Origin of the sequence: Cellvibrio sp. KY-GH-1, assembly GCF_008806975.1 — a bacterium.
Lineage (GTDB): Bacteria > Pseudomonadota > Gammaproteobacteria > Pseudomonadales > Cellvibrionaceae > Cellvibrio.
Map to the genome: position 1 here is coordinate 1,851,524 of NZ_CP031728.1, position 19,396 is coordinate 1,870,919.

Here is a 19,396-nt window from a genome sequence, read left to right on the forward strand (position 1 = left end):
TTATGAATAAATAGCTGCTCAGATCCGAACAGATGAAATTTCACCGCCATGGGCGTAGAGTGTCACCCCTCGCAAACAGCCAGAGACACCATGATGGAAAACCTAGCCCCTACGGATAATCCACAAAGCCCCAATGAAGCCCTGCTCAACGATATGGAAGCACGCGTACTCGGCTCGCTCATGGAAAAACAACTGACTACGCCCGACCAATACCCCTTAACCCTGAATAGCCTGCAGCTCGCATGCAACCAAAAAACCAGCCGCGAACCCGTTACCAACTATGATTCGGGACCCTTGCAGCGTTGTGTGAGTGAGTTACAGGATCGGCAATTAATCGCCGTGGATTACGGTTCGCGTGCGGCGCGCTACGACCAACGCCTTACCCGTGTGCTCAGTGTCGATAAAGCCACACAAGCCATTCTCACGGTAATGTTGTTGCGCGGCGCACAAACAGTCGCGGAAATTTTAACCCGTACCCAACGCATGGTGGAGTTCGCATCACCACAGGCGCTGGAAGAAAAGCTGCAAAGCCTGTGCGTTAAAACCAAACCATTAGTGATACATATTCCACGCCTGCCCGGCCAGCGCGAAGATCGCTACACTCATTTACTCTGTGGCCAACCGGATATTAGTGCGATTGCCGCACAAGCCGCCGCGAATAAATCCGCCAGCAGTGACGTCCGCGCCGATCAGGAAGAAAAAATTCTTTCTCTGGAATTGCGCATCGCCACTCTGGAAAAGCAAGTCGCTGCACTCATGGAATTGAATGGCGTTAGCGACACCGATTTATCGTGAATTAATCACCTTAGCGCGCAGCCAATTAGTTTTTATAGAAGTAATTAGCCCAATCCATTGCTGTTTTTGCAGTATTTTTTTGATTTAAATGAAAGGTAGACCCATGACCGCAGTAACCAACGCAAACACCAAAAAAGCCCCGCAGCGCAGTAAACGTTTGCGTAAGAAATTGTTCCAGGACGAATTCGCCACTTTTGGTTTCGAACTGGAGTGTGAATTTAAAGATGACATCAGTGAAGAAATTATCAGCCAATTTGTCGACAGTTTTTTTATCGATGCCATCAGCGGCGCTGGCTTGGCCTTTGGCGGTGGCTTATCCAGCAAGCGCTTATCCGGCTTTGTCGGTTCCAATCAGCGTTATGGGTCAACAACTGAAGCCGATAAAGCAAAACTCCTTGCCTGGTTAAAAGCCCAGCCACAAGTGGCCAGCGTAGAACTGGGTGAAATTATTGATGCAAATTACTACATCTAATTATTCCCTCCCAACCTCCCTTTATTAAAGGGAGGAGCATTTTGTTAAAGAGAGAGGCATTGCTCCCCTCTTTAACAAAGAGGGGCCGGGGGAGATTCAAAACTCGATTGATTTCTTCAAGAGAAAAACCTATGAGTCACGCAGGAAAAATTGTGCTGGTGTACGATAAAGAGTGCCCCGCCTGCGACAACTATTGCCGCTTGGTGCGCATTCGTGAAGATATCGGTGAATTTATTTTGCTGGATGCACGTGAACCCAGCGCAATATTGGATGAAGTTACCGCACTGGGTTGGGATATAGACCAAGGCATGGTATTGAAAATGGATAGCCAGCTTTATTACGGCGCCGATGCGATCCATGCGCTGGCACTCATCAGCAGCCGTTCGGGATTTTTTAACCGCGTGAATTATTGGGTGTTTAAGTCGCCCCGGCTGTCGCACATTTTTTACCCGATACTGCGCTTCCTGCGCAACCTTCTGCTGAAATTGTTGGGCAAAACAAAAATCAATAATCTCGGGTTTGATAACAATACCCGCTTTTGATCGAACAACAACAAACCTCACAAAAAGCACCAATCCTGCGCACAAAATTTGCCAAAGCACCAAAATGGAAACCCAAAGCGCACCATCAATGCCCACACCAACCTGACCCATCAGCCTATTCCGCGAAACTTTGTGAGCTGGCACACATTCTGCCTGACACCAAATACAACAATTGAAAGTTTTAATCCCACTACTAGCAATTCTGGAAACAGGTGAAGAAGGCCTATGTATTTACACAGCGACTCAATGCATTTGTCGCCCGCGGAGCGTGGCTGGCTGAATTGGTCAGGAAAAACCGGAAAACTCGCGATGGGCTGGGCCTGTTGGTTAAATCGCAGCCGCTACCCCATCATGGAACAAACCTTTGAAAGTATCGCCAACACCCGCATTAAACTCTTGCAACAATGGGTAAAGCGCCAATGGACCCAACTGGAATCCTGTCGCAGCCAATTGCAACTGCTGGACGATTCCGCTGAAAACATTTTGCGCAAAGCCTGGCAGGCAATGGGGGATTGCACTGAACTTTTTTTACTTGATGAACAAGGTGTAGTCATTTCATCTACCTATAGCCAACACATTGGCAAGCAGGATTTACATTCACGTGCGGTTGAAGCAGGCCTCGCCGCTCCGTTTTTACACGGCCCCTATAAAGACCCACAAACCCTGAGCATAGGAAAACGCAGCTCAGCCTTTCACGATCAAGTCACGCTGATGTTTTATTTGCCGATTGAATTAAACCCCGGCAATAAAGGTTGTTTATGCGCGCGTATTCCCAATGATGTGTTGGGTGATTTAATCCAGCGTGAAGCCGGACATATTTTTGCAGAATCCGGTGATAACTATTTATTTATGGTGAAATCGGTTTTCGATAATTCCATCAAAAGCGGAACTGCCCTCTCCCGTTCTCGTTTTGAAGACGACACCTTTACTCACGGTGAAAATTTAAAATCCGGAGTGCATACCGCCTGGGGCACTGTAAAAATCCAGCAACACACTGAATTTGAAATTCGCTTTACTGACCCGGCCACTAATGATTTACACCCGGGTGTGCGCGAAACTATTCGCAAGGGCAATAATTTATTTGTCACCTACCCCGGCTACTCCGACTATCGCCATATTCCTGTGGTAGGCAAAGGTGTGACCTTTAATTTGCCCGGCTCGCCCGATACCTGGGGCATGATGTGCGAAGCAGATTTGGAAGAAGTGTATCGTCACCGTTCCCTCAGTTTTAAATTGATGAATATCTACACCGTTTGCGTTGGCAGCGCATTCTTATTAAATGCAGGGCTACATGAATTTACCGATTGGTCAAACAATTTAATTAATGCACTTACCTTACTAACGCTGATAATAGGGGCGAAAATTTTCCAGCAACGCGGCCCCCGGCGCCTTGCGCGACGCCTCGGAAAAATGACTGAGGTGATTCACACCATTGCTGAAGGTGGTGGCAATTTGCAACAGCGGTTGGACACGCGCAAACTCGCCAACGACGAAACCGGTGACCTGGGAAAATGGACCAACAGTTTTATCGATAACTTGGATCATATCGTCGGCGAAGTTATTCGCGCCGCCGATGAAGTGATGAAAAATAGCGATACCCTGCTCAAGCGCAACAGCGAAGCCAATCAGTCATCCAGCCATGTTTCCAATTCTATGGAAAAAATGCTGGAGCTGATGCACAACCAGTTGCAAGAAATTAGCAATGCCTCTGGCACTGCCAGCGATATGAAAAAAGTCATGGAAACTGTGGTGGAACAGGCGCGCAGCCAATTTGAATCAGTGCGTACCGGCACCCAGAGTATTCGCGATGTAGTGGAAACCTCGGCGCGCACCATTCACACCTTAAATAATCGCACCGCTGAAATTGGCAATATGGTTTCACTCATTAGCGACATCACCAGCCAAACCAATTTGCTCGCATTGAATGCTGCTATTGAAGCAGCACGAGCCGGCGAACATGGGCGCGGTTTCTCGGTTGTTGCCGAAGAAGTACGTAACCTGGCCGGCAGGACTGCCAGCGTTGCACAAGAAATTGGTGAAAAAATTGAAGCAATTCGGCAAGAATCACAAACGGCAGCAACCTATATGGAAGCCAGTGTGGCCGATGTAGATCGCGGTTTGCGTTTAGCCGAAGAAGCCTCCACCGATAATTCGCAACTGCATCAAATTGTAGAGCGCATGTTCGATATTATTCACCACATCGATAGCAACAGCCAACAACATGGGCACCATGCACGCGAGGTAGCTAGCGCAAGCCAAACCATGAATAAAGTAGTGCGTGCACTGCACACCAGTTCAGATCGTTTAAAAAATACCGCGACCAAATTACACCAACTGGCGGGGGTTTTTCAGGTTACTGCGCGGTAATTATTTTTCTGCAAAAAAAACGGCAGCTGATTGCTGCCGTTTTTTAAACGCATAGCCTCAACAATAATTACTGATAAACACGCACATAATCCACATACATACGTTGCGGGAATACACTGCCTGCATCCGGACTACCTGGCCAGCTTCCGCCTACGGCAACGTTCAGTAACAAGAAGAAGGGTTGATCAAATACCCAGGTGCCGTAGTTTTGCACTTGCGCACGCGTTACCGAATAGAACTGGATATTATCGCGGAACCAGCGAATACCGTTGGTATCCCACTCCACCGCATACACGTGATAACTTACATTCACGTATTCACCCAGGTTGTGCGTGCCCATGATGGGTGTATTGCCCGAATAGCCCGGGCCATGCAATGCACCGTGGGTAGTGGTAGGCTCAAAGCCTACGTGCTCCATAATGTCGATCTCACCTGATTGCGGCCAACCTACTGAACCCAGGTTACTGCCCAGCATCCAGAACGCCGGCCAAATTCCCTGTGTTTGTGGCAATTTCAAGCGCGCTTCAATGCGACCATATTTAAAGGTTTTCTTATCGCGCGATACCATACGCGTTGAGGTGTAAGTACAGGTACCGTACCAGCAACCGTAGTTGGATGGATTATTTTTGCGCGCTTCAATCACCAATACATTACCGCCGGCTTGCGCATCATTCTGGATAAAGGCGTTTTGGCCGTTTGTGTAATATTGCAATTCATTATTACCCCAACCACCACCACCGGTTTCAAAGGTCCAGTTAGCGGTATTGATGCTATTAAACTCATCGGACCAAACCAAAGTGCGACCTGGATTGGTTGTGTTAGGAATAATTTCAATCCAGTTAAAATTCCAATCGGATGTTTGTGCAAACACGCCCAGGTTGTAAGTACCTGCATTTAAATTTACGGTACGCGATACCGTGGTCCAATTTTGCCAACCACCGGTCGCGGGAATTACAAAATTACCGAGTTGAATTGAGCCCGCATTTAAATCCACCGATGCCGTTGCACCATTGGGCGATGCAACACGCATGCGCACTGTGTAGCTACCAGTTGTGGGAATATTTAAACCATTAAATGCCAGCCATTCGCCCTGCACTATCCAACCCACGTTGTAACCGCCACCGCTGTCGGTGGTTGCTTCTATATCCACTGCATCGCCGCGAAAAACACCGCCGCTATTGCCAGGAGTTGTATCGGAAAAGGCGTTGTAATTTTCTGCCTGGTAAACCACCGCATGGGCAACAGAGGCAATGCCTGCGCAGGCAATTAGCGCTGCTTTCAGAAATTGCTGCGTTGCAGATTTTTTATTATTCATAACTGATTCCTTAAATAAGGTATTAACGTAATTGTATGAGTAGTTCATACGCCATTTAGCAGCTCTTTAGCATTGGCCATTTTTTATGACCTAACGCGGACAATAAAAAGTCACTTCGTAAACCAGGTTGGTCGCCGCCGGACAACTCGATAACCCAACACCATCGTCGTAGGCATAGGCATAGGTATCGCAATGTGAATGCACCATATTGCGATATTTGGTGCGATCCGCTGGCCCCGCCATACACTGCTCGGGAGAAATTGGCGGTGTTGGGCAGGTGTACATTTGCGCTTGCGGATCAGCCGGGTTGTAAACCGGTGTCGTCGATGGCCATTGGCGATAAGTGAGTTTCGCTGCGGGTGAATAACAACCTGCTTGCGCGCCGGTGAGTGGATTGGTCGCAATTAAATTCACATTGGCAAGCGCGGGGTAGCGGCCATCGGTACTCAAATTTTCGTTAGTCGGGCAATCTGAAATACGAATCGTCGAGCAATCGATAATGCCGCCCGGTGGGCCGCCGGGACCAAACACAGGCGCCGGTTGCGGGCCGACCGGGCAATGACCTTTTACGATCACTTTCATCGGTGTGGTGTAACCATCCACAAAGCTGTTATTCCACCAATCACCACGCCCCAATGGTGTTCCCGGTGCAGAAGGATTCTGTACGCACTGCGCGTCAGTCACGCCGGGAATACAACCGAATGAAGCTTCAAATTTGGAATCGATGGGCGGTGCACAACCACCGGCAGGACAGGTAAACCCTAAATTCGCCGGGCCACCGCTCGCGCCTACACGGCAGTTATGGCCATTCGCATCGCAACCAAAACCTGGCCAGAAGCGCATGCTCGGCAAACCTTTGTCGGGGATGTCGTATTCGATCGAACTGCCAAGGCTCGCCAGGCGATGGCGATTTGGCCCGCTGAAGTTAATGCCCGGCGCCGTTAACCATTGCACCCACATAGGGTCGCCGCAGCCATTGATAATTTTCAACCGCTTGTGCGTACCGTTGGCAGTACCCGGTGTTCCCGGCGGAACACTGGTAGTAGCGCGCACAATGATTGAACTGGCGGCATCGTTGAAATTGTCATTCACCAGGCAATCATCATTTGCACTTTTGGTAACTGCAGTACCACCAAAATTATCATTCTGGTAAAGCACAATTTCGTAACCGCTATTCACCTGCACCGATGAAATATCATCATTGCGCACACCCAGTGCTTGCAGTTGCGCCAGTGTGTAATTACCCGCTGCCAGGCCCACCGCAGTGCCACCGTAACTGCAATGCTGATAAACGCGCGCCACACCGCCAGTGGGCGGCGGCGTAGTCGGTGCCGTTAAAGTAAATTGCACCCAGGCAGTATCGGTAGCGCCGCCCGAGTTATTGCCGATGGTATAGAAGTAACGCACCACCGAATTGGTGGCTGCATTCAAAATATATTCGTGATTGGTACCGCTCGCCGTCATACGAATATTTTGCTGGTTCGCACCATTAATCGTGTAATGCACGTCAGCCCAGGGGGCATCAGTTACATAAAACTTCACACTGGTCGCCGATAACACCGTATGACCCGAAGCTGCAACAGCCGCGTGTGTAGCAAACAGGGAAACTAATAAACACCACCACATTAGCGCCCTGGAGTTGATAATGACCGTATTATTTTTGAGCATGGTTTTTCTCCAGATAAAGGCTCACCATGGCATGGGTAGCACGCGCCCATACCAGAGGGATAAATCAGATGATTAAACCGAAAATGTGCCCAGTGTCTTTGTTATTTTTGGGTACTATCGCTGTAGCACGAGGACGAGTATAAAAAAATGTAATTAAAACTCAAATAATCAAACGAAACAAAAAAGCCTTATAAATCAGGTGTTTTCGGCTAACAAACTCAAACTGAAAAAACTCGAACTTCAGCGCGGTAGCTTCCCACTTTCGAAAACCTAATCTGAAACACTTTTCTCACTTTTTTGCGCAATAGGGTTACAGTATTTGTGAAGGAATTAACTCACCCTGCGGATTTGGGTAACAGTTTGGTGGTTACAGATGTGTGTGGTAGAGGGAAACGACAAGGTGCGAAAAATGTGAAATGGTGATTGTGCCATGTTGCGATAGATGTAAATCGGCACAATTCTAAAAGGCTATTTATTTAGATTTACGGCATAAACCAGATAAACGACTGCCGCAACCACCGGCAAAAGATACCACCAATAGGCAATAGCACTTCCCCCATTGCGATACTCATATATCACTACCCCGGCACTGATCAGACATAAAGCAGGCAGTAAATAAATAGAGAGGTTCAGCAATGTTAAATGAATGGGCTTGAGCGCCTCATTATTATTCGCAATCCCCGCCGCTGAAAACACCACCAGCATAAACAGAAAAAAGGCCAGCATTAGCTGGGCGATGGAACCGATAATTACCCATGTGAGGGACATACAAACTCCGCCGAATAACTCAATTTATTGGATGCCCGCTAAAAGCACCGGGTTTTCCTTGGCCTTTAGGAAAGACTCTTTACTCACAAACGGCCAAAACTCAATGTCACCCGCACTTAAAAATTCGTGCTGCCTTTTATGGCGATTAAAAATTTTCCCCAGTAAACCAAATTGAATCGGGCGAATCCCGGGAAATCTGATTGTGGGCCATAGGTATTCTTCATCAGAATACAAAAACATTACCCAACGCCGCATAATTGATTGGGTTGCATCAGGCACAGCCCACTTCCCTTTAATGCAATGCTCCTCAAAGTCATCATAAAAGCACCAAAGCGTATCTTCAATCGCGTACATAACCGGGTCTTTAGAGCTGGGAAACTGATTTTCAAACTTGAAATTCGAGATCTGCCCTGCAACAAACCGTCGGGTAACTTCGGCAGCTATTTTTCTGGCTTCCGCGTCGATCATGATTCTTCCCGGTTGATTAACTTAACGCCGCAATTGCATCTTTATTATTTAACGACACAGCAATATCCAAAGCGGTATCGCCCGCTGAATCTGTTAAAAGCTCAGCTCCCAGACGCAACAGCAAAGAGATTGCTTCTGATTTATTCGACTCTGCAGCACAATGCAATGGAGTATAACCAGACTCACCTAGCGCATTAATATCTGCACCTGCAGCAACGAGAATAGCAATTGCTTCACAGTCACCCCAATAAGAGACAATATGCAAAGGGGTGTCACCATAACCATTACGATAACTGACTGAATCGATGATATGGGCTGCAAAGTCCGGCACCTGCTCTATTTCCCTGAATATGGATTCGACACTTCTCATTTTAAGAACCTGGATCGCTTAACCAAAAAAACTTATATCGGACGGAAACTGCGTAAATTCTCTTCGCAAATCATCATCCAATTCACCAACGTGATTTCTGGAATTCCAAATACGATTAAGATGATCCCCTCCGCGAATATCGGACACCTTAGAAACTGAGTAAACTTACTCCAGAGGTGATCCATGAGCAAGAAACCAACCCCAAAAGAGAATAAGAAGTATACAGCCGAGTTCAAAAGTGAGGCCATTAAACTGGCCGAACGATTGAGCGTAGCGGAAGCCGCCGAAAAACTGGGCATATATGCCAGTCAAATTTACAGTTGGCGTAGCGCACTCAACAATAGCCGTACTGATGTTGAAAGAGAATCGCTCCTCGCCGCTGAAAATGCACGCCTCAAGCGTCAGCTCGCCGAGCAAGCAGAGGAGCTTGAAATCCTAAAAAAGGCGGCTACCTACTTCGCGAAGCATCAAAAATAAAACGCTACGAATTTATGCTGACAAATAGCGCGCTATATTCAATCGCGATGATGGCGCGCGTTCTGTTGGTTTCGCGAAGTGGGTATTACAGCTGGCTTGATAATCGTGAAATGGTTAGTTGGCGCATGCAGCAAAGAGAAGCGATTGATGCGTTGGTAAAGGCAGCATTTGAGGCTGGAAAAGGCCGGCATGGCGCGGATCGGATTTTTTATGATTTGGCGGAGCAAGATAATCCGCTCGACATAAAAACCATTCGGAAAAGCCTGAAACGGCAGGGGTTAATTGCAAAAGCGGCCAAGCTGTTCAAGGTGACTACGGACAGCAATCATACACTACCTGTTGCGCCCAACCTGTTGGCTAGAGATTTTTCTGCGCAACAACCTAATGAAAAATGGGTGACCGATATTACTTATATTCAAACTACAGAAGGTTGGTTGTATCTGGCCGTGATGATTGATTTATATTCTCGAAAAGTTGTTGGTTGGTCGATGAGCAAACATATTGATGCGCAATTGGTTTGTGATTCATTGATGATGGCGTTGTGGCGACGAAAATTCCCAAAAAGCGTTATTGTTCACAGTGACCGTGGCAGCCAATATGTATCGCATGCGTTTAGGGATTTACTGGAAAAATATTCGCTAATACAGAGTATGAGTCGCAAGGGTGATTGCTGGGACAATGCGTGTGCGGAAAGCTTCTTTCATTCACTTAAGGTTGAGCTGGTTCACGGCGAGCCATTGCTAGATGGAAAGCACACGCGCGAATCTATTTTTGAATATATCGAAGTGGATTACAATCGCTACCGCCGTCACAGCGCTATTGGCTTTGTTAGCCCCGAGCGCTTTGAGGCAAAAAATGTATGTTAGTTAACTGTCCGAAGTTGGCGGTAGGGATCATCGAAGACCGTAATACCCAACTTGGACATTATTTTAAATGACGATAAGGGGAGCGAGGGAAAAATACCCAACTTTTTACGAGAATCTATTCTCCACTTCCAGCACCTCCGCCATGCTTTAGAGCAGCTATCTGAATATGACTATATTTTCATCGACACCCAAGGGGCGAGCGGCATAATCCAGGAATCGGTGATCATGGCCGCTGATGTACTTCTGTCCCCGATCAAGCCCCAAATATTAGATTCCCGTGAATTCATTCACGGCACCATTGAATTGGTGAATAAATTTAAGCCAAAACCGGGCTTTCACAGTATAACCGGACGGCCAATGCCTCCAGTGAAAGTGCTAATTAATCTGTGGGACCGCACAACCACAGCAACCGAAGTATCCAACCATTTACGTTGCACTTTCGATAAGGAAACTGACGGCCATGTCACGGTGCTGAACACCGTCATACCCACCCTCAAAGCGTATTCAGAAGCAGCGGGGTTAGGTATTCCCGCCCATCGTCATGAGCCCTCTCGTGAAGGCCCCACCCGTTCTGCATTGGATACCTTACTGGAGCTGGTGTACGAATTAGAACCGAAACTCTATGGCATCAAGCCCGAATGGAATGCGTGAGGTTGAGCCATGGAAACTACAAATATCGTTAACCTCGGTAAACGTTCCGAGGAGCAATTGGATTGGGTGGGCGATTTAACGCCGCCCCACCTGAGCATTACACCCGACACTCCGGAAATTGCAACAAGACTGCTTGAGGCCGGATATACAGCTGTCGCCACATATGTGCAACCACTTAGCGAACTGCAGCAAAAGCAAGGAGAGGCGTGATGAATAAGCCCTCTATCGCAGATCGTCTTAACAAACCGCATTTAGGTGAGTCCTCGTCCGCAGATTTAATTCTGCCCGATCCTGTTATTAAAACTCGCGTGCCCGTAACACTGGACATTCTGATTGCGTATAACCGCAACCCTAGAAGAACCCGAAACCCGTTGTATGACGAAATTAAGGAGTCTATTCGCAACAAAGGTTTAGACCATCCGCCCATTGTTACGAGAAAAAAACCTGCCGACCCGTACATGATCAAAAAGGGGGGGAACACTCGCCTGCAAATTTTGAATGAGCTGTGGAAGGAAACCGGCGACGAGAAATTTTTTAAATTTGATTGTGATTTCGAGCCATGGACAAGTGATCGAGACAATCTAGTTAGTCACATGGTTGAGAATGAAATGAAAGGGAATACCCTTTTCATTGAACGCGCTCTTGCTGCCTATGACCTGAAGGTTGAATTGGAAGCTGAGAAAGGTGAGCTATCGACCCGAGAGCTAGCACGGTTAATTACAGCTGAAGGCTGGACATTAAATCAAGCGAATCTTGGGCAAATGCTATACGCACATGGAACGCTTTTTCCAATCATTCCGGAAGCCTTTTGGTCGGGGGTCGGAATAGATCGTGTAAAAAAGATCCGGAAGCTGCTCGAAACCTGTAAAACATTTTGGGAATCTGTTGCGCAAAAAAATGAAGGAAGCTTTGATGAAATTTGGAAACCTGTTTTCACATCATTGGATGGTGATGGATTTGATATAGACAAAGCGGAGTATGAGCTGTGTTCAGCGATGTCCGCAAAACTCAACTCACCGGTATTGCAATTACGTGCGGAAGTACAGGCCATTAGTGAGGGCTTATCCAAAGGTGGTAATCGTCCGAAGGATATTATTGCTGAGGCAAATGCCCATGCACAGTTGGATAAACAATCGGGTACCGGTGCAGCCAAGCCACCGGTACAGCCCAAGCGCCCACCTGTGGAAAGCCCTCCGGACACTGGTAGCAATCAGGAAACTGATCCATCCCCTGAAAACGAGAATGTACAGGACAGTCGGGAAGCTGCGAATAAATCAGCCCCTGTAGTTCGTCATGTCTACGGTGATCTCAGTTCGATGCAATACCTTTTAGATTATGAGGTTTCCTCACTCAAAGAACTCGCGTACCAAGCAGCAGTGGATTATGCCGATACGATAGGGCTCTCGGAGTATGTTGATTATCTTGAGGAGGATGGCTGGCACACCGGTTACCGGATGTTGCCGCCCACCCAACTTGATTCTGACCTGATTCTGTATTGGGTTACCTTGTGGTCGTACTCACACGCATTAACCCCGCCTATTTCATTGTTGACTGCAATGAATGAGCTGCTGGAGATATGCCCTACTCTTACCAAAGACAACCTCTTAACGTTGCTCGCACTTGGTACCGCTTTTAAAGGCCGACTGATGGGCCGTCAAATCAGTGATCCTGATGCTAACCCAATTCAATGGCAATCACTCACTGAACTGGAAGCCATTGTTAGTTTGCTGGTGGACTACCGCACACATGCACCTCACAAACTCAACGAAAACGTTGAAGCAGGAGGTGAATGATATGCAGAACTACTACATCACCTCTTTAAATCACCAAGCATTACTTGCGGTTGCGGAAGCATTGCGCAACGGCGACAGCCAACTACTCAATCAATTGGGGCTGGGTGCTATCGACCAAAGCGTTGCCTCTCAACTGAAAGCTTTATCGGCTGACCGCATTGCCTGTCTACCGAACTTCAAAGGCTCATTGTTCCAACTACGTATTGATCCACACACGCTACGCCTCTACCTCGGCTTTGCTGATAGCAAGGTCACTGAGGACGACTTAGTTAATCGCGCGATACGAGCGGGATTACGTCAGCCAATGCTCGAAGAACTTAAAGGCATTTCTCGCCGGGACTTTGCTGCGCGACGCTCGCGGATGAGTTTGCCCGAGCATAGTCGCGGCCGTATCGAAGTATTAAGTGAGGAGGAAGAACTTACCGTTTTGCGAGCCTGGGAAAAACTTCGGGATATCGAAGATCCACTAGAGAGACTGATAGCACTTCATCAGGAAACTGATATTGCATTGGATCAGGCCTACATAACGATAAAGCAATTGCAATAAGGCAACGAGCATGAGCAAAGAACTCGACATTATTGCGCGACAGATCGACAAGGCAGAGCGTGACCTCATTAGTCAACGCTCCTATGGCGACGATGACGATGGTATGGCGGTGTTATTTACCGGCAACCATCATGATTCATTCCCGCGCTATTTGATCCTTAATCGCGATCTGAATGCCATCGACAAAGTGACGTGGCAGGTCATTCGATTAACGATCAATGATCCCACGCGTCCAGGATCGACACCGAGACGGAATGAGTTATCGGCAATGATCGGCTGTTCGGCACCGACGCTGACCGCTAGCCGCAATATGTTGCGGATTTCACGCTGGATGACTTTATGCAAAACCGTACGTAAGCAAGGTCGTTTCGTTGGTGACATTTACCTGCTTAATGACGAACCTCTCTCGCTGATTAGCACATTAGATTTTGACCCTACTTATGTCCGGTTTTTGGAAAGCCAGTGTCAGTCAGGAAATAAACGCCTGAGGGAAGCCGCGGCAAAAGCACTGGAGGAAATTGGCGCACTGGAGACTTCCAACCCGCCGACTGAAAGTGATGTGTTTTTAAATCGCTTGAATCGTATGTTTGTAATGGACGGGGACGCGACAGCCGAACCCCCAGTGCCAGATGGTCACCAGAGAAAGAATCTTTCTCCGGTGAATGACAGCGCGGAAACTGGTCAAAATAGCGAAACCTATACGGAATCAATACTTACGAATCACCAGAGTAAGAATTCTTCTCCGGTGGAAACCCACCAGAGAAAGAATCTTTCTCCGGCTGAAAACGACCAGAGCAAAATTTTTACTTCGGCTGAGAAAAAAATTTCTTTCTCCGGCGGTAGTAGTAGTAGTAGTTTTAATAATAATAAAAATATATCTACTGCGCGCGCGATAGAGAACGATCAGGATCAACAGAGTCTGGCGAATTACCTTGAAATCACCCGTCGAGGTCGCTGGGGAACAAATTCGGATCACGAAAATGCCTGGACGAATCGCTACTTGCCATGGCTTAACCACGCCGTGTTCGAGCGATACACAATGATTCTCACTGCTGGCCGCGACAGCTGTTTGCCAGCGATCTACCGAAAAATTAAAAAACTTCCACCCCATGGCCAAGAGCTGGTGCTCATGCAATTGCTGGGACACACAGCAGCTGCATCTCACGGTTGGCGTGAACATATCCGTGACCCCATCGCCTACACCCACAAACTTGTTTCGTTGCAAATGGCCAACGAGCTTGTGCCTGACGAATGGGCTCTGGAATTGATTCGCTGTTATTACGATAAGGCTAGTTCTCAGCCACCCGCGTTTACTGATAATCCAAACAGGGTTTGGTAATGCAATAGGCTATTGCGCTTTGAAGAGGCACAGAACAGGTACCGGAGTGAAGTAGCCTACTTCACTTTGAAGAGGCACAAAGCAGGTGCCAGAGTGAAGTAGCCTACTTCATTTATGAATAAATCTGAGTTTGGCAGTTCGACAGGCTATCGAACATTTGCGGTAAGCAAAAGCAAAGTTAGAAAGGCTATCTGACTTTTAGGGCAGCACAGATAGTGGGATTGAGTTCGGTAGCCTACCGAACTTTCAAGTGAGCAAAGAATTGGGAAGGTAGTCCGGAAATAGTGGAGGCCGATTTCGACGGCCGGGCGACCTAGCAAGATATGCACGTCTTGTTTTGGAAAAAGGCTTGTGAATTTTAACGACCGCGCACAAACGCTGCCGCGATTGTTCAGTTGTCACTTTGTGCGTTACTGGCTGAACAATCTTTAAGATTCCGAACTATCCACTAACGAGGGTTTTGGCTGTGTTCAGTACAACCGAACCTGCCGGACTACCTTCCCACCTATTTTAGTTAAGCAATGAGGATATGCGCAATGAACATATCAAACGCACAGGCGAGCGAAGTGTTAGCTGTGTTGCAAAAAAATAATATTCCTTTGCATCTGGGAGTGACGCTGCTCTGTAAGGCTAAAGGAATCAATGTTAATGATTTGGCTGATGGAGGTGGAAGAAATCGCAGTTACCTTCGCCAAACACTGACTGGTGTTTTCAGTCCAGCAGAGGACTTTCGTAAATATGTTGCTCGCAAACTCGGTGTGGATCCTTGGCTCTATATACCTACTGATATTTTCGATGAAGCTGAGCATTCGTAATTGCAGGTAATTCGTGTCCCGAGACACGCTTTTAAGTAAATACAAAACGTTTTTAAACCACATTAACTTTTTCACTCAACACTGATGGAGTTTTTATGACAACCAATGAATCACATGTTGTGGATGCGGAAGGAGCGAACGCCACCACACAAGACACCAACTTGCTAAACAATCTTGATCGGATGTTTTCACCGACCGCACAAAAAGAAACACCCAAAGGGCGTGCAGCGCGTCGTAACCAGCCAGGGCTTTCTGGTGAGCCTTCCGAGCGCTCAGTGAGCTTGCCACCATCGATGCAAATGGGAGCCACGCTGAAACTTCATACGCACCTTGCGATTAATTTATTTCGCGGTCGTCGCGGTGATCGTTCCAAGAATATTCGTCAAATTGTGGGCATGTCGCTCTTCGCACGTCAGGCGGGTTTAATTTGGACAGCAGCGAAGAATGACGATCCTTATGCGGATCAATGCCTGATTGAAATTGAAGAAGCCCATAAAAGAACTAAAACCTTGCTCGATGAACGCGAGAAAGCGTTAAGCGAATTGATTGAAGGCTTGGAAGGTTTTGAAGTGGACGTGCAGACCTGTGCTGAGCCGCTGGAGATCCCCCTCAACTTTCATTCGCCCTGGGCTTACCGTTCAGTGTTGCTCTTGTTGCAATACGACAAGATCGTGAGGCTGGGATTAACAGCTCACCACGTGGGATTTATCGGTGACGCTGAATGGAATGATGTGATTACGGATTCCGGGCGCGCCATGCGGAATTTGTTTGAAGAAGTAAACCGCTGGGTATTCACCAATGTCACACGCGACGATATCCGTAAAAATACTAAAGTAGCCAAACGTGCCCAAGGCCAGTACCTGGAAAAGAAAAATAATCGCTTGGTAATTGAGGATGAGGTGATGGAAGGCACCAAGCGCGCATCCATCGCGCCGCGTAATCCTGATTTGGAAAAATATCTCTCAACGAAACGCACACAGCATTCAGTTCCATCCAAGCACCACCCCTCACAGCCAGAAGCGCAGCAAGATGCACCTGAAAACACTTCATCAAATTGAGCAATTTTTACAATATTAAAATGCTGATTTTATGAAAGCCTGTAATGACAATGAATCCTTTAAAACGCAGCAAGGTGTGAATATGGCTTCTTCGCAACATGTGAATAATCTAGTGGCGGCCGATGCTTTAAAAGGCCTTTTAATGGGTAAGGGGGCGGCGGGACTCTCTGACAAGATTCGCACAGTGCTGCGCAAAATGCAGCTGGTGCAAAACGCCATGAAAGATTTGGAAACCCAACAACGACTCAGTCGGGAAACCGCCGGGTCTGAATGCATTGAATTGTATTTGGCTACTAACTTACGCACGAAAATTCTGAACATTGAAATTGATAACGTTAAGCAACTGCCAGCCGGTGAATTATCGTTTGAACACACCAAGCGCCCTATGGTGTTGGAATGGCGAGCCAGACGGGATTTTGCGGTAGCGCACGGTTACGGAAACACAGCACGTATTCATGCCTTCAATCCGCAGCATGATCACTATTCCACTGTGCGGGAGTATGTAAATAAGCAAACCCCTGAATATTACGAAGTGCTTGCTGGCTACGATGTTGTCCGGGTGACGTTGAACAATTCGGTGAAGTCACTCCGTAAAACGATTCTGGATCTGAACTTGGTGAATGAGGAATCTCGCTATCCGGATGATGTTGCTAAAGAAGCCGATAAACTGTCACGCCGATTGTTTAGAGCATTGCCGGACAGTCAAGAATTAACTGATGTGTTGAACCAGTTGTACTCATGATTCTTGAAAACTCTTTTTGAATCTGTCACCGAGGTAGTTATGGCAACGACTGTTGAGATACATCCTGAAGTACTTAGGGAATTGGAATACATGGTGGCCTTATACAAGGAGCATGGTGCACCAAGTCCGATGGAATCCGTGGAGGATTTGGTGGGCTTTGTGCTGGCGTCTGTTGCTGACGGTAGCCGTAGACCTGGAGCTTGGGAACGTCAATTGCTCACCATGATGGGATTGGTCGCCGATTGCGCGGAGCATGAGCAATACCGTTCACATTATGGACCTTCCGAAGTGAAATAGCCGGTGATACGTGTCTCGGGACACGGTTATTAGGGTGATGCTGAGAATGGGAGATGAGTGATGAATATTGATCCGTTTTGGATAGCGATGGGAATGATAATAGGTGTAGTGGTTATCGGGCCAATAATCGCAGGCTTACTGTTTAAGTTTTTCAGCACCGTGATAACAGCAATGAATGATCACAATCCCCAGATGGCCGAAGCATTAGCAATAAACCATGTGCAACATGATCGATATGAACCTCAGCTGTTAACGTATTTCAATCGCAAAATTTATAAACGTGTATGGCAACAGGAAATGTCAGCACGTACACCTACCGAGTTGGTATCCAAAGAATGAGTCGGGTTATTTGTGTTACAGGCTGGTTTGATATTTACAACCGCCAGGGAATGAAGACAGGAGAAAAGGACTTCACTGTATCTCATGGAATCAATGAAGACACCGGCGATGCCGTGATACTGCCGTGTGAACATCCAAACGCATTGAGTGCGGTATGGGATAAAGATATCCGGGAGTATGTACTTGACGATAAAACGTGTCTCGGGACACGAATTAACCCTGTCAAAAATACATGGCGAGGATAAAAATTACCACTCGCTAATTAACAACCCTGGAAGACCGCGAATAATCGCTACAGATAATTGCAGGCAGTTACGAATGAATTCTCCTCTCATTAAATGGCAACCTGACAATGACTTAATACAACGCATTTGCTCATTTGCTATTCCTGAAAACTACATCAAGGAACAAATTCAATCATTCAACGAAGAGTTCCATCAGCTTTCTGCAAATCAGCATACCGCTTTCTTGAAATTTGTATTGGCTCGCTGGCGATGCCGAGCCGTTGCAGTAAATCCAGCTGTAACCAGTGAATCATGGCCAACGGCCACCCTACCCCAACAAACCCGGATGACCAATACATGGCGTCCCAGCGAAGACACAATGATCCTGGTTACAACCATGTTAGGAATCAATCAGGCATTTGCAGAAGATGCGGTACCGGAGTTTGTGATTTATTGGATCGAGCGAGGTGTTTCGGAAGCATCCTGGAATGGAAAATTTATCCAACATGTCAAGAATCAGTGGAGCAGATTTAACAACCTTCCCCAGTCGGGAGTAACTGCAACACCGATTACTAGCGATTGGCAACCATGCAACGAAGCGGTAGAAATATTACGGCATGCAAACATGGACGATGCATTTATCAATAAGCTGGTGCCGGAATTTATTTTGTACTGGAAGGAAACACAACGCTGTTATCCCTCCTGGAATACCAAATTTATTCAGCATGCAAAATTCAAATGGGCCAAACAATTTGATGCTGCCAGAATCAAAAGGTGCAACGTGCATTCGATACGTCCGCGCAGTACTCGGGATATACCATTACTGGAAAATTTGCTCGATAGAAGCTGGGCGGATTCTCCGATCTTCAAACATACATGATGAGGAATAATAATGAACAACCGACTCACCAAGGCCGATCTAATTCATTTACCGGAAGCGGATCAAAACATCTTATTCAACTACATGCAGGATCTTTCAGCGCGCAGAGAATCCCTGCTTGGAATTCTGTTTATTTTTGTATACCTATCAATGGCGGTGCTGCTTTACCTTGTATCGCTAACAACACCAGATAATGCACCCTATTCCACTGTCACCGAATTGATATGGCCATTTGCTGCTGTCATTTTCACCCTCGCCACTGCCTATCTAATCTGTTTACGTAAGCCTTGGAACTTATCCAAACATAATCGCCGCGTGCAAACCGCCCGTCAGTTTTTTTTGGAGAATTTCAATATGGATATTGGCGGATTAACGCCAAGCGACATATGGCAAGGTGTAGTTGTAGAACGCGCACATAAATCACAGGAAACTGGTGAATACCTAACCTTTGTACAAGTGAACCCTGGGGAGAAAAACAATTCAGAAACACCAACTAATTTGTGAGCCATTATAAAATTCATATCCACTCTAATTGCTGAAAAAAATTACTTAATTCATCTGCTCTATGCAAACACAAGCCTGGTTAATTCAGCTCAAACAAAG

At 47.0% G+C, this 19,396-nt stretch carries 22 protein-coding genes; 17 read left to right on the forward strand and 5 right to left on the reverse strand.

Going from position 1 to position 19,396, the window contains the following annotated elements:
• Positions 1–90 precede the first annotated feature (90 nt).
• The 4 genes from D0C16_RS07825 (at position 91) to D0C16_RS07840 (ending at position 4,176) form a co-directional block, all read left to right on the forward strand.
• On the forward strand, positions 91–795 hold the full coding sequence (locus D0C16_RS07825) for a YceH family protein (RefSeq protein ID WP_225318947.1): 705 nt from the start codon (positions 91–93) through the stop codon (positions 793–795).
• Positions 796–898: 103 nt separating this feature from the next.
• Entirely contained in the window at positions 899–1,267 is a 369-nt protein-coding gene (locus tag D0C16_RS07830) for a YggL family protein (RefSeq protein ID WP_151031794.1), read from the forward strand.
• Positions 1,268–1,398: 131 nt separating this feature from the next.
• Positions 1,399–1,809: a DCC1-like thiol-disulfide oxidoreductase family protein gene (locus D0C16_RS07835; RefSeq protein WP_151031795.1), complete on the forward strand. Its 411-nt coding sequence runs from the start codon at positions 1,399–1,401 to the stop codon at positions 1,807–1,809.
• A 225-nt stretch (positions 1,810–2,034) separates the two neighbouring features.
• Entirely contained in the window at positions 2,035–4,176 is a 2,142-nt protein-coding gene (locus tag D0C16_RS07840; protein WP_225318948.1) for a methyl-accepting chemotaxis protein, read from the forward strand.
• 67 nt (positions 4,177–4,243) lie between these two features.
• Here D0C16_RS07840 and D0C16_RS07845 read toward each other — a convergent pair whose 3' ends face one another.
• The 5 genes from D0C16_RS07845 to D0C16_RS07865 all read right to left on the reverse strand — a co-directional run bounded on the left by D0C16_RS07845 (position 4,244) and on the right by D0C16_RS07865 (position 8,765).
• A complete protein-coding gene (locus D0C16_RS07845; protein WP_151031796.1) occupies positions 4,244–5,491 on the reverse strand; it encodes a family 16 glycosylhydrolase in 1,248 nt (415 codons plus the stop codon).
• Positions 5,492–5,581: 90 nt separating this feature from the next.
• Positions 5,582–7,159: a thaumatin family protein gene (locus D0C16_RS07850; protein ID WP_225318949.1), complete on the reverse strand. Its 1,578-nt coding sequence runs from the start codon at positions 7,157–7,159 to the stop codon at positions 5,582–5,584.
• A 468-nt stretch (positions 7,160–7,627) separates the two neighbouring features.
• The gene (locus tag D0C16_RS07855) at positions 7,628–7,927 is read right to left on the reverse strand and encodes a hypothetical protein (protein ID WP_151031797.1); all 300 of its coding nucleotides are present in this window, start codon (positions 7,925–7,927) and stop codon (positions 7,628–7,630) included.
• A gap of 24 nt (positions 7,928–7,951) precedes the next feature.
• A complete protein-coding gene (locus D0C16_RS07860; protein WP_151031798.1) occupies positions 7,952–8,395 on the reverse strand; it encodes a hypothetical protein in 444 nt (147 codons plus the stop codon).
• A 16-nt stretch (positions 8,396–8,411) separates the two neighbouring features.
• Entirely contained in the window at positions 8,412–8,765 is a 354-nt protein-coding gene (locus D0C16_RS07865; protein WP_151031799.1) for an ankyrin repeat domain-containing protein, read from the reverse strand.
• A gap of 183 nt (positions 8,766–8,948) precedes the next feature.
• Between D0C16_RS07865 and D0C16_RS07870 the strand changes: the two genes are divergently transcribed.
• The 13 genes from D0C16_RS07870 to D0C16_RS07930 all read left to right on the forward strand — a co-directional run bounded on the left by D0C16_RS07870 (position 8,949) and on the right by D0C16_RS07930 (position 19,297).
• Positions 8,949–10,108, forward strand: a protein-coding gene (locus D0C16_RS07870) for an IS3 family transposase (RefSeq protein WP_225318950.1) whose coding sequence is annotated in 2 segments (ribosomal slippage) — positions 8,949–9,204 and positions 9,204–10,108 — 1,161 coding nt in all. Because the reading frame shifts where the segments join, the coding sequence is not laid out codon by codon here.
• A gap of 51 nt (positions 10,109–10,159) precedes the next feature.
• Positions 10,160–10,759, forward strand: coding sequence for a ParA family protein (locus D0C16_RS07875; protein WP_151031800.1), 600 nt, complete (start codon positions 10,160–10,162; stop codon positions 10,757–10,759).
• A gap of 9 nt (positions 10,760–10,768) precedes the next feature.
• A complete protein-coding gene (locus D0C16_RS07880) occupies positions 10,769–10,969 on the forward strand; it encodes a hypothetical protein (RefSeq protein ID WP_151031801.1) in 201 nt (66 codons plus the stop codon).
• Positions 10,969–12,552 carry a ParB family protein gene (locus D0C16_RS07885; RefSeq protein WP_151031802.1) on the forward strand — a complete coding sequence of 528 codons (1,584 nt, stop codon included), beginning with the start codon at positions 10,969–10,971 and terminating at the stop codon, positions 12,550–12,552. The genes D0C16_RS07880 and D0C16_RS07885 overlap by 1 nt, the downstream gene beginning before the upstream one ends.
• A gap of 1 nt (position 12,553) precedes the next feature.
• Complete coding sequence (locus D0C16_RS07890; RefSeq protein ID WP_191968664.1) at positions 12,554–13,099, forward strand: STY4526/YPO1902 family pathogenicity island replication protein; 546 nt, start codon at positions 12,554–12,556, stop codon at positions 13,097–13,099.
• A 10-nt stretch (positions 13,100–13,109) separates the two neighbouring features.
• A complete protein-coding gene (locus D0C16_RS07895; protein WP_151031804.1) occupies positions 13,110–14,438 on the forward strand; it encodes an STY4528 family pathogenicity island replication protein in 1,329 nt (442 codons plus the stop codon).
• 536 nt (positions 14,439–14,974) lie between these two features.
• The gene (locus D0C16_RS07900; protein ID WP_151031805.1) at positions 14,975–15,253 is read left to right on the forward strand and encodes a hypothetical protein; all 279 of its coding nucleotides are present in this window, start codon (positions 14,975–14,977) and stop codon (positions 15,251–15,253) included.
• 95 nt (positions 15,254–15,348) lie between these two features.
• Positions 15,349–16,311: a PFL_4669 family integrating conjugative element protein gene (locus D0C16_RS07905; protein WP_151031806.1), complete on the forward strand. Its 963-nt coding sequence runs from the start codon at positions 15,349–15,351 to the stop codon at positions 16,309–16,311.
• 31 nt (positions 16,312–16,342) lie between these two features.
• On the forward strand, positions 16,343–17,053 hold the full coding sequence (locus D0C16_RS07910) for a hypothetical protein (protein WP_151031807.1): 711 nt from the start codon (positions 16,343–16,345) through the stop codon (positions 17,051–17,053).
• A 90-nt stretch (positions 17,054–17,143) separates the two neighbouring features.
• A complete protein-coding gene (locus D0C16_RS07915; protein ID WP_225318951.1) occupies positions 17,144–17,350 on the forward strand; it encodes a hypothetical protein in 207 nt (68 codons plus the stop codon).
• A 60-nt stretch (positions 17,351–17,410) separates the two neighbouring features.
• Entirely contained in the window at positions 17,411–17,689 is a 279-nt protein-coding gene (locus tag D0C16_RS07920) for a hypothetical protein (protein WP_151031809.1), read from the forward strand.
• A gap of 183 nt (positions 17,690–17,872) precedes the next feature.
• Positions 17,873–18,793 (forward strand): DnaT-like ssDNA-binding domain-containing protein, encoded by a 921-nt coding sequence (locus tag D0C16_RS07925; protein WP_151031810.1) that lies wholly within the window; start codon positions 17,873–17,875, stop codon positions 18,791–18,793.
• Positions 18,794–18,805: 12 nt separating this feature from the next.
• A complete protein-coding gene (locus tag D0C16_RS07930) occupies positions 18,806–19,297 on the forward strand; it encodes a hypothetical protein (RefSeq protein WP_151031811.1) in 492 nt (163 codons plus the stop codon).
• The last annotated feature ends 99 nt before the right edge of the window (positions 19,298–19,396 follow it).

What these genes read in the sequence shown, in the direction of transcription:
- D0C16_RS07845 (WP_151031796.1), bottom strand. Translation starts at nt 5,491, where the DNA reads ATGAATAATAAAAAATCTGCAACGCAGCAATTTCTGAAAGCAGCGCTA.
- D0C16_RS07900 (WP_151031805.1), top strand. Translation starts at nt 14,975, where the DNA reads ATGAACATATCAAACGCACAGGCGAGCGAAGTGTTAGCTGTGTTGCAA.
- D0C16_RS07850 (WP_225318949.1), bottom strand. Translation starts at nt 7,159, where the DNA reads ATGCTCAAAAATAATACGGTCATTATCAACTCCAGGGCGCTAATGTGG.
- D0C16_RS07905 (WP_151031806.1), top strand. Translation starts at nt 15,349, where the DNA reads ATGACAACCAATGAATCACATGTTGTGGATGCGGAAGGAGCGAACGCC.
- D0C16_RS07885 (WP_151031802.1), top strand. Translation starts at nt 10,969, where the DNA reads ATGAATAAGCCCTCTATCGCAGATCGTCTTAACAAACCGCATTTAGGT.
- D0C16_RS07895 (WP_151031804.1), top strand. Translation starts at nt 13,110, where the DNA reads ATGAGCAAAGAACTCGACATTATTGCGCGACAGATCGACAAGGCAGAG.
- D0C16_RS07830 (WP_151031794.1), top strand. Translation starts at nt 899, where the DNA reads ATGACCGCAGTAACCAACGCAAACACCAAAAAAGCCCCGCAGCGCAGT.
- D0C16_RS07835 (WP_151031795.1), top strand. Translation starts at nt 1,399, where the DNA reads ATGAGTCACGCAGGAAAAATTGTGCTGGTGTACGATAAAGAGTGCCCC.
- D0C16_RS07930 (WP_151031811.1), top strand. Translation starts at nt 18,806, where the DNA reads ATGAACAACCGACTCACCAAGGCCGATCTAATTCATTTACCGGAAGCG.
- D0C16_RS07840 (WP_225318948.1), top strand. Translation starts at nt 2,035, where the DNA reads ATGTATTTACACAGCGACTCAATGCATTTGTCGCCCGCGGAGCGTGGC.
- D0C16_RS07920 (WP_151031809.1), top strand. Translation starts at nt 17,411, where the DNA reads ATGAATATTGATCCGTTTTGGATAGCGATGGGAATGATAATAGGTGTA.
- D0C16_RS07855 (WP_151031797.1), bottom strand. Translation starts at nt 7,927, where the DNA reads ATGTCCCTCACATGGGTAATTATCGGTTCCATCGCCCAGCTAATGCTG.
- D0C16_RS07860 (WP_151031798.1), bottom strand. Translation starts at nt 8,395, where the DNA reads ATGATCGACGCGGAAGCCAGAAAAATAGCTGCCGAAGTTACCCGACGG.
- D0C16_RS07890 (WP_191968664.1), top strand. Translation starts at nt 12,554, where the DNA reads ATGCAGAACTACTACATCACCTCTTTAAATCACCAAGCATTACTTGCG.
- D0C16_RS07825 (WP_225318947.1), top strand. Translation starts at nt 91, where the DNA reads ATGATGGAAAACCTAGCCCCTACGGATAATCCACAAAGCCCCAATGAA.
- D0C16_RS07865 (WP_151031799.1), bottom strand. Translation starts at nt 8,765, where the DNA reads ATGAGAAGTGTCGAATCCATATTCAGGGAAATAGAGCAGGTGCCGGAC.
- D0C16_RS07915 (WP_225318951.1), top strand. Translation starts at nt 17,144, where the DNA reads ATGGTGGCCTTATACAAGGAGCATGGTGCACCAAGTCCGATGGAATCC.
- D0C16_RS07880 (WP_151031801.1), top strand. Translation starts at nt 10,769, where the DNA reads ATGGAAACTACAAATATCGTTAACCTCGGTAAACGTTCCGAGGAGCAA.
- D0C16_RS07910 (WP_151031807.1), top strand. Translation starts at nt 16,343, where the DNA reads ATGAAAGCCTGTAATGACAATGAATCCTTTAAAACGCAGCAAGGTGTG.